General features: G+C 55.1%; 5 protein-coding genes and 1 pseudogene. All 6 read left to right on the forward strand.

Annotated elements, in window-relative coordinates:
* Window positions 1-171: 171 nt before the first annotated feature.
* Window positions 172-924, forward strand: a complete 753-nt coding sequence (locus ACERY3_RS25175; protein WP_373226783.1) for a molecular chaperone — start codon at window positions 172-174, stop codon at window positions 922-924.
* A 40-nt stretch (window positions 925-964) separates the two neighbouring features.
* Window positions 965-3,685, forward strand: coding sequence for a fimbria/pilus outer membrane usher protein (locus ACERY3_RS25180; protein WP_373226784.1), 2,721 nt, complete (start codon window positions 965-967; stop codon window positions 3,683-3,685).
* A gap of 10 nt (window positions 3,686-3,695) precedes the next feature.
* Window positions 3,696-4,793 carry a hypothetical protein gene (locus ACERY3_RS25185; protein WP_373226785.1) on the forward strand — a complete coding sequence of 366 codons (1,098 nt, stop codon included), beginning with the start codon at window positions 3,696-3,698 and terminating at the stop codon, window positions 4,791-4,793.
* Between the two features lie 90 nt (window positions 4,794-4,883).
* Window positions 4,884-5,588 carry a hypothetical protein gene (locus tag ACERY3_RS25190; protein WP_373226786.1) on the forward strand — a complete coding sequence of 235 codons (705 nt, stop codon included), beginning with the start codon at window positions 4,884-4,886 and terminating at the stop codon, window positions 5,586-5,588.
* Window positions 5,589-6,157: 569 nt separating this feature from the next.
* Window positions 6,158-6,964 (forward strand): hypothetical protein, encoded by an 807-nt coding sequence (locus tag ACERY3_RS25195; protein WP_373226787.1) that lies wholly within the window; start codon window positions 6,158-6,160, stop codon window positions 6,962-6,964.
* Between the two features lie 727 nt (window positions 6,965-7,691).
* Window positions 7,692-8,387, forward strand: a pseudogene (locus ACERY3_RS25200) (hypothetical protein); the annotation flags it as partial.

Below are 8,387 nucleotides of genomic sequence, written 5' to 3' on the forward strand. Positions count from 1 at the left end.
TTTCGAAAAGGAAAGTCCATTTTCCTGTTTCGTTCCTGAATGTTGGTTAAACCATCCGGCCCTTTCTCCTTTTAAGGCTTAAAACTCCACCTGCGGAAAATGGTTGTCAAAATGGTCCTAAATGTAAACCTTTTAGCCATTTTTTTTACCGGCGAACCCGAGGAGTCCTGAGTGATTAATACGCGTCAGTTGATGTTTTCTGCATCCCTGTTTTTAAGTGGCCTGTGCCTGAGTGGTGCCGTCCAGGCTGGCGGGATTGCTTTGGGAGGGACCCGTCTGATTTTTGATGGTTCCAATGATGCCGCCACCCTGTCGGTGAACAATGGCTCCACGGGAACCTGGCTGATGCGTTTCTGGGTGTCACCTTATGGCGATAAGGGAAATGAGGCGGGAGCTGACGGGAAAGGCGGGGCGGCTGCCAGTCTACCTTTTGTGGTCACGCCGCCACTGTATCGCCTTGATCCACAGGGCGCTGTGGAATTGCGTGTGAACCGCGTCAGCGACACCCTGCCGGCAGACAGGGAGTCTGTGTACTACCTGAACTCTCTGGCCATTCCTCCGAAGAAAGGTGACAAAGGGTATTCAAAGGCGGTGACCAGCGGCCTGCAGTTTGCCGTCAACACCCGTATCAAGCTGATTTATCGCCCGGCGGCGCTGAAGGATGCGGCCGTGGTGAAGGCCCTGCCCGGTAAGCTGACGGTCAGTGCAGATGGTAAAACCCTGACGGTTAAAAACCCGACGCCATACTACATCACGATGGTGTCACTGGCGGTGGACGGCAAGGCAGTGGCCGCAGATAAGGACACCATGGTGGCGCCGTTCGGCACTCTGTCGGTACCGTCTTCGGTCGCACACGGCAAGTTGACGTATTTCACCGTGGATGATCGTGGTGCGCGCACACCCGTGACGGAAAAAACCTTCTGATACACCTGCCCGAGAAAGGCATTGCTGAGCGAAACACGTTATGAGAAAGCAATGGTCTGAAGTCTCCGCGAGGAGAGGTACGGCGGTGTTGCACCCTGCGGGCGGGAGGCTTTCTCTGTGTGCCCTGGCGGTGATGATGTCAGTTGCCAGTGCGCAGGGAGCGGCGGTTGATGCTGTTTCTGCCGCAGCGCCGGCCGCGTCAGGTGGAGGAGGAGACCAGGCGCTCACCTTTGACGATGACTTTATGTCCATGGCTGACGGCGGAAAGGGGAAAGGAAAGGGTCACGTTGACCTGAGCTACTTTGCCCACCGTGGCGGAATGATGCCGGGTGATTACCCGGTGCAGGTCAAGGTGAACGATAAAATGGTCGATGATGGCCGGATGCTGACGTTTCGCTCCTGGCCTGACCAGCCCGGAAAGCTCTATGCCTGTGTGACGCGAGACATGCTGACGGAGTGGGGGGTGAAGTCTGAGGAGCCAAAGGCGGTTGCCCCGGGAAAAACACCGCCGGCGACTGACGCCTCTGCGGTGGCAATACCTGCGGCAAAGGGAGCAGCAGGGAGTGCTGACTGTCCGGTCGGGGGGGTGGTGTCGATGGTCCCCTGGTCATCAGAGAAGTTTGATTACAACAAAAAATTACTGGCGATTACGGTTCCTCAGGCGTCGCTGGGGGCCGCGTCCGAGATGCGCACCCCTCCGTCACGATGGGATGAGGGTATTCCCGCTCTGCTGATGAATTACAACTACAGCGGCAGTCAGCAGAGTAATCAGGGTGAGCGTAATGGCAGTGATTTTCTCAGTCTTAACGGACAGCTGAATGTTCTGGGCTGGCGGGTGCGCAGTGGATTAGCCTGGCACCGTTCAGACAGGGGCGGCAGCGACTGGAATACGCAGGATGTGTATGCCCAGCACGATTACAGTTTTATGCGCGGCGGACAGTTTTCGGTCGGTCGTCTGACGTCAGATGGCAGCGTGGTGGACTCGGTCCCCTTCACCGGCGTCACGATGGCGTCGGATACGGGGATGCTGAATCCCTCGGCAACAGGATATAAGCCCGCTATCACCGGGATTGCGAATTCGCCTGCGACCGTAACGGTACGACAGTTCGGGAAGGTTATCTACCAGCAAAACGTGCCCCAGGGGCCGTTTGCCCTGACGGACTTTAACCGCAGCGGTAACGGTGATGTTGAGGTTGAAATTCGTGAGGCGGACGGCAGCGTGCGGCGTTTCACGATGTCTTCGGCGGTGGCACCCATGCTGATGAATGCCGGCGAAATGGGTTACAGCATGTCGGCGGGGCAGGCACAAAATACGGGCAGTGGTAACAGTCGTCTCTCCACATCGTTTGCACAGGGGAACCTGTCATACGGAACGGGCGGAAATACCAGTCTGCTGGCGGGGATGCTGTTGTCGCAGGACTATCAGCAGATATCGGCAGGCGGCGGGTGGTACTCGGGACTGCTGGGTGCTTTCTCGCTGACTTCCTCACTGTCTGCCATGCGGCTTTCGTCGTTTCCGGGCGAGCACGGGCAACTGACCGGGGTGTCCTCACAGTTCACCTGGTCGCGGAACATTGGTGGAGCCACGGTAGGTATGGCTGCCACCCGCTACGGCTCAAAGAATTTCCACACCTACAGCGATGCCCTGGGGATGACCCCGGATACGCTGAGGAGCGGAAACGGACAGAAGGCCAGTTATCAGGTGTCGCTGTCCCGCTCGCTGGGCGTGTTCGGCAGTCTGACGCTGACCGGGAATCAGACGCAGTACTGGGGAGGCGAAGCCACCCAGAGAGGGTACACCGTCAGCTACAGCACCACGGTGAAGGATGTCGGTATTTCTCTGGCTGCCGGGCTGAATACCACGGCGGGGACGTCCGGGAGTGGGCAGGGTGGCTTCAGTCAGGGGCCACGAAACGACCGCAGCATGACGCTGAACATTTCCCTGCCGCTCGCGAAATGGTTGGGTGGCAGCAGTACGATGTCCGGCAACTACATGTACTCCCGGTATAACGGCCGGGCGAATCAGCAGGCCGGCGTGAGCGGGTCGGCGCTGGACAGCAAGGTTAACTACAGTGCGTCCACGGGCTGGGGTGATTCTGACAGCAGCAGTACCAGTGTGGGCTACAGCGGGAAATATGCCGCCATGAGCGCCGGATACAACATGTCGGGCAGTGATAATCATGGCTGGAGTTACGGCATGAGTGGCGCGGTGCTGGTGCATCCGCAGGGGATAACGCTGGCCAAATCGCTCTCCCTGGATGGGGCGAATGCCCTGATTGAGTTACCGGGCGTCGGTGGTGTGCGCATTGCAGGCGTGGAAACGGACTGGCGGGGCTATGCCGTGGTGTCGGGGCTGACACCGTACGATCTGAATAAGCTCAGTGTGAATATGACCAACCTGCCGGGGAACGTTGAGGTGGACAGCAGCAGTAAGGCGACAGTGCCCACCCGCGGTTCGGTGGTCAGGGTGCGCTTCACGGGCTCCCAGGGGTACAGGGTGCTCTTTACCCTGGCGCGAGCGGCAGGGGGTGACATTCCGTTTGGTGCGGTGGTGTCACTGAAGAAACAGGATAAGCAGGCCCCGGAGCACACCGGCATTGTCGGTGACGGCGGTCAGGCCTATATGTCCGGCCTGCCAGACAAAGGGAAGCTTCTGGTGACCTGGGCGGACGGAAGTGATGGTCGCTGTACGGCGGATTACAGTCTGCCGCAGGGGACGGATGAGAAGCGTCTGAGTCAGGTGACGGCGACCTGTCGCTGAGGAGAGAACGGTGAAGAAACGCAAGAGCACGGCGGGCGTTGTGATGCGCCTCTGGCTGGCCGGCGGGCTGCTGGCAGGGATAAGCCCCGTATACAGCCAGGCCGCGGAAGATACCCTGACAGCACAGAAGACCCCGCCGGTGGCGGTGGTGTTTGGTGTGCGCTCCCTGGCCCCGGAGACACCCGTGAGTAACCAGCAGGCATTTGTGTCGCAGGAAGTGACGTTACCGGATGTGGCCTGTGCGGCCTGCGAGGCCAGCAGTACCCACTGGGAAAGTGCCTGGGTGGTCTCGGGGGCGGACGCAATGAAAACGGAGTCACGCCCGGAAACCGGCTGGTATGTGTTCTCGAGTGGCCTGAAAGGTATCGGGGTCGGGATTCAGACCAGTCTTAAGGATAAGGCGCGGCGCAGAAGTACCGGTAACGGAAATCACCTGGAAAATCCGGGTGACATGACGGTGGGGCTGCTCAGGCTTGAGCAGAACACCGGCGCAGGTCTGGTCGCACTGCCGCCGGCACAGTTTAAGCGCATCACGACGTTTTATGATGCGGCAGGGCGTGAGGTTTACGCTCAGGAAGATACCGTGCAGGTCTCGGCAGACCTGACGGTGCCGACCTGCACCAGCACATCGGAAAGCCTGAGTTTCCGGATGCCGGACATCTCGCAGGTGTGGCTGAAGCGCAATGTGCAGGCGGGACATTACACGGACACGCTGATGTCACCGCCACAACTGGTGGTGGCCAACTGCTCGGAGAACACCCAGACCCTGCGTATTCGCTTCATTCCGCAGGGCAGCGTAACGGACTCCATGGACGGGCACGACACCATTCTGGTCGGCCGGGATGATGTGTCGGGTCAGGATACAGGGACGGGCTACCTGATGAAGTACGACGCGCAGGCCTTTGGTCAGCGCAGGGTGGGGGTCGTGCAGTGGAGCCGGCAGTCGCCGTTAGTGCTGACAAACCCTCATCCGTCAGCGACAGGAGATGAACTGACCCAGGGGATAACCGTCTCGCTGCAGGCGTACTATGCCCGGGCGCAGAATAATCTGGACGTGACGGCCGGCAACATCACGGCCAAGGGCATATATCAGGTGTCCTATGACTGATGACAGGCCGGGGCTGATACCCAAAAACAGGTCAGACAGTCACAACGGTATAACGGGTTCAGAGGGCGAGGGTGAGGAGTCAGTATACTGATGAAACAGATAATGCGGTTTACCGGCACGCTGCGTGAAGTGCTCGCAGGCGGGCTTCCGGGGTTACTGCTCTGTGTGCTGGTTATGGTCATTGCCCGCACCCAGGATGCACCGGCGGCAGAAACCTGGCTGCCGGCACGGGATATCACCATTACCGGCCGGGTGATTGCCCCTTCGTGTCAGGCTAAGCTGGATACGGATACGCTGACCTTCGGCTCAAAAAAAACAGATGGCAGCCGGTCATCTGCATCGCGCGGTGATGACAGCCGACAGACGCTGACGTTGCAGCTGAGTGAGTGCGAATTTAACGGCCTGGGACTGAAGTTTAAGGCGGATGCCCAGGGTGAGCACCCTGAACGGGGTATACTGCGCCGGCAGGAAGACAGTGCGGTGAGTCAGTGGATGTATTTTACGCTGGGGCCTCAGAAGGTGACCACTCGGGCGGATAATCTTCTGCAGACCCTGTCGCCGGATTCGGCGGCCCTGGTAAAGGATGCTCAGGGTGATACGTACTTCCGTCTCAATCAGGACGAGTACTGGTTCGACATGAACACCACTCTGAAGGACGGCGAAGTGATGAACATCCCTCTGGTGGTGCAGGTTCACCGCAGTGATGACAGCCCGCAAAAGGAAGGCCCTGGCAGGCAACGAAATACAGAAGGTGATTTGAGTGCGAATTTTACCCTGCAATTGTCATGGCGGTAATAACGGTGAAATACCGATATCGACATTGTTGCGTGTCGCCGTAATTAAGTGATTAACCCGTGAGGCTTTGAACTGGTTTTATCTGTGCGCGGGAAATAATGCAGTATTTGAATCTCGAATATGTCGGTGCGTGATTTTATTAATTACCTAGGGTCGGGTGTCGGTGTTTCTGCAGGTGTAATGCCAGAATAATAACACCCTTCAACTGGAGAGGTGTAAAAGAAGTAAATAATGCTCACTCTCTTGTTGAGTATATGCGGGCTCTTTATTTGGTGGCGTTATGCGTGTCAATGTAAAGAGGTGGTGTCAATGTCATACGCTAATCATTTTTGCACGGTAGGTTTTTTTTGTGAGGTATCTCGTCTGAGATTTTACATAACTCTGTTGTCGTGCTTTTTAATATGGGGGGTATGTTGCTGGTTTCGGATTGGCTTTTTTCTCTAGAAACTAGTGTTTATGGTTGTATTGGTTTTTTTGAGTGAGTGCCACTTATCAGTTGCACATAATGGTAGGCAAGGAAAGTGGTTGGTAATTGAGTTTTAGTCTAATAAATTAAATTGAGGTGAAATATGAGTGCTGGATTAAAAAAGAAGCTGTCGATATTTGCATTGTCGGTTGTGGGTTCTGTTAGCATGCAACAAGCTATTGCTGATGGTATCTCTCCAGTATTTACTACAACAGTAAGTGTTCACTCGTCGAATGAATGTGGGATTGCTGTAACCTCACCTGGTGATACGGATTTTAGTGCAGCATGGACATACTCTGCAGCCAGCGGTTCATCAATTTCGAATACCAGTAAATTGACGGACCCACGCGAGATTCTTGTGTCCGCCACTGGTGGTGGAACCTGCAAAATCACGAAGCTGTCTCTGTCAACTGAGTGGGGTAATGAAGGTGTAGTTAGCGGTGGCACTTACAGGGCACAGGCGCTTGTTCCTTTTGGTTCCTCGGGGGGGTTCTGGGCTACATCTATCCAGTTAGCTAGTATTAAAGCATTCAGTGATGCAAATGCAAGTACACAATTAGCAACACCTGTAACCTTTACAAGATCCGATGGAGCGGATTTAGACCTCGCTACATCTGCAACAGGTTTTGGGTCGAGGAAGGTAGCGGCCGGAAGCACCGTTTCTAATGGTGCTGCATATCCTATCCCAATGCTTGCTCTAACCGATATGTACTTGAACGCCGTTCACGCAGCTTTAGGGGGGGTAGTTGAGTTTACTTCAGAAACAGATTCGGTTAAGGCTGTGAAGTTGGGAATCGGCTCGATGGTTGCGAAAGACCCACAGAATTCCCTCGGCACCGCAGCCCCACTTGTAGCCGAAAGTGGTGATGAGGTGAAACTACCAGTGACAGTGAATGTCAGCCTGGCATAAATCTTAATTTGTTAATAGTCATGTTTTGTGAGGGCCTTTTATAATGAACATGGAGGTTCATTATAACTTATCCTCCTGTCTCATTGAGCATGAGAGCGTAGCCTTTTTATTAATCTGTCGCTTCTTTTGAAAAGTAGCAGTTAAATTACTATTTTTAACAGCCGGGTTACTGTAGTGAGCTTATTCGTGAGTGGCTATGGTGTGTGTTCGGGTGGTTGGCATTTTGTTATTATGTGATGCAGATAGATGGTTAGTTAATATCAATGGTGAACTGAAGGTAAAGCAGGTCTTTGTCGATGCTTGAATGGTATTTTTGAATGTCGGTACGAAGCGCCTGCAGGAGACGAGTTTTTTCTCGTTGCCAGTGAGAACGCAGGTCACACACGTCAGCGTTCGCCGGGTGATTTTTTCGGGAGGCGCACAGCCAGGAATATGACGTATCCAGTATTTCCGGGATGAATGATACCAGGGGCAGGGTTATTTTCATCCGGATGATATTCACGACGGGAAACCGGCGGCGTCATTATATTGCTGGGTCTTGCTGGATGTATTTCTGAGTGTTTTTTCAGTTTTCAGTTTTCAGTTTTTTATTTTTCTGCATTTTTATTTTGCTTTATGAAGGTTTTTTTAGCGTGTTGTGTGCGTGTGTCATATTTTTGTCTGGGTTTTTATGCCGGACTTAAATAACTTTTTTGACGTTATTCGATAAATAACCAGAGGAATGGTCATGTCGGGAAGTCAGTCGCTCAGTGATACCGTAATGGCGGGTGAGAATAATACGGATTTCCGCGTGAAGGCGGTTATCGTGATATTCGCCGCGGTGTCCTGTCTGCTCATTAACCTGCCCTGGCACTCACTGCTGCCTGCGGACACGGTGATGCCGGAGTATGCCGGCTGGGTGCTGCCGGGATTGCTGTTTCTGGTCATGGCCATCAGCGGACGGATGGTTTTTTCCCGCGCACCGTTGCTGCTCCTGTCTTTTCTCATTCTTACGCTACCCCTGCTGTGGATGTCCCCCGGGAGCGACGCCTGGCGTGCCGTGACCCGCGTGCTCATGATGTGGTGTGGCGGTGTTTTTCTGCTGTGGCTTGCGGCCTCCCGGGTGTCTGAGGCGCTTTCGGCACACGCGGCAGATGCGCTGATTGTTACAGGTCTGGTGTGCGCGGTGTCCGTTCTGCTTTGTGTGCTCTGGCCTGCGGGCTATGCACACTGGCTGCCCCTGCAGGAAGGCCTGCGTCCTTCAGGCGGGTTTCGCCAGATAAACGTGATGGCGAGTTTTCTGGCCACGATGCTGGCACTGAGCCTGCACCGGTGGCTGTTCTGCGGGCAGGTGCGGTATCTGGGCTGTCTTGTCATCTTTATGGTCTCCCTGGTTATGGCGCAGAGCACCATCGGGTTGCTGGGGGCGACCGTGGTGGCCCTG

It is taken from the genome of Enterobacter cloacae complex sp. ESBL7 (assembly GCF_041679625.1).
Classification (GTDB): Bacteria; Pseudomonadota; Gammaproteobacteria; order Enterobacterales; family Enterobacteriaceae; genus Enterobacter; species Enterobacter asburiae_B.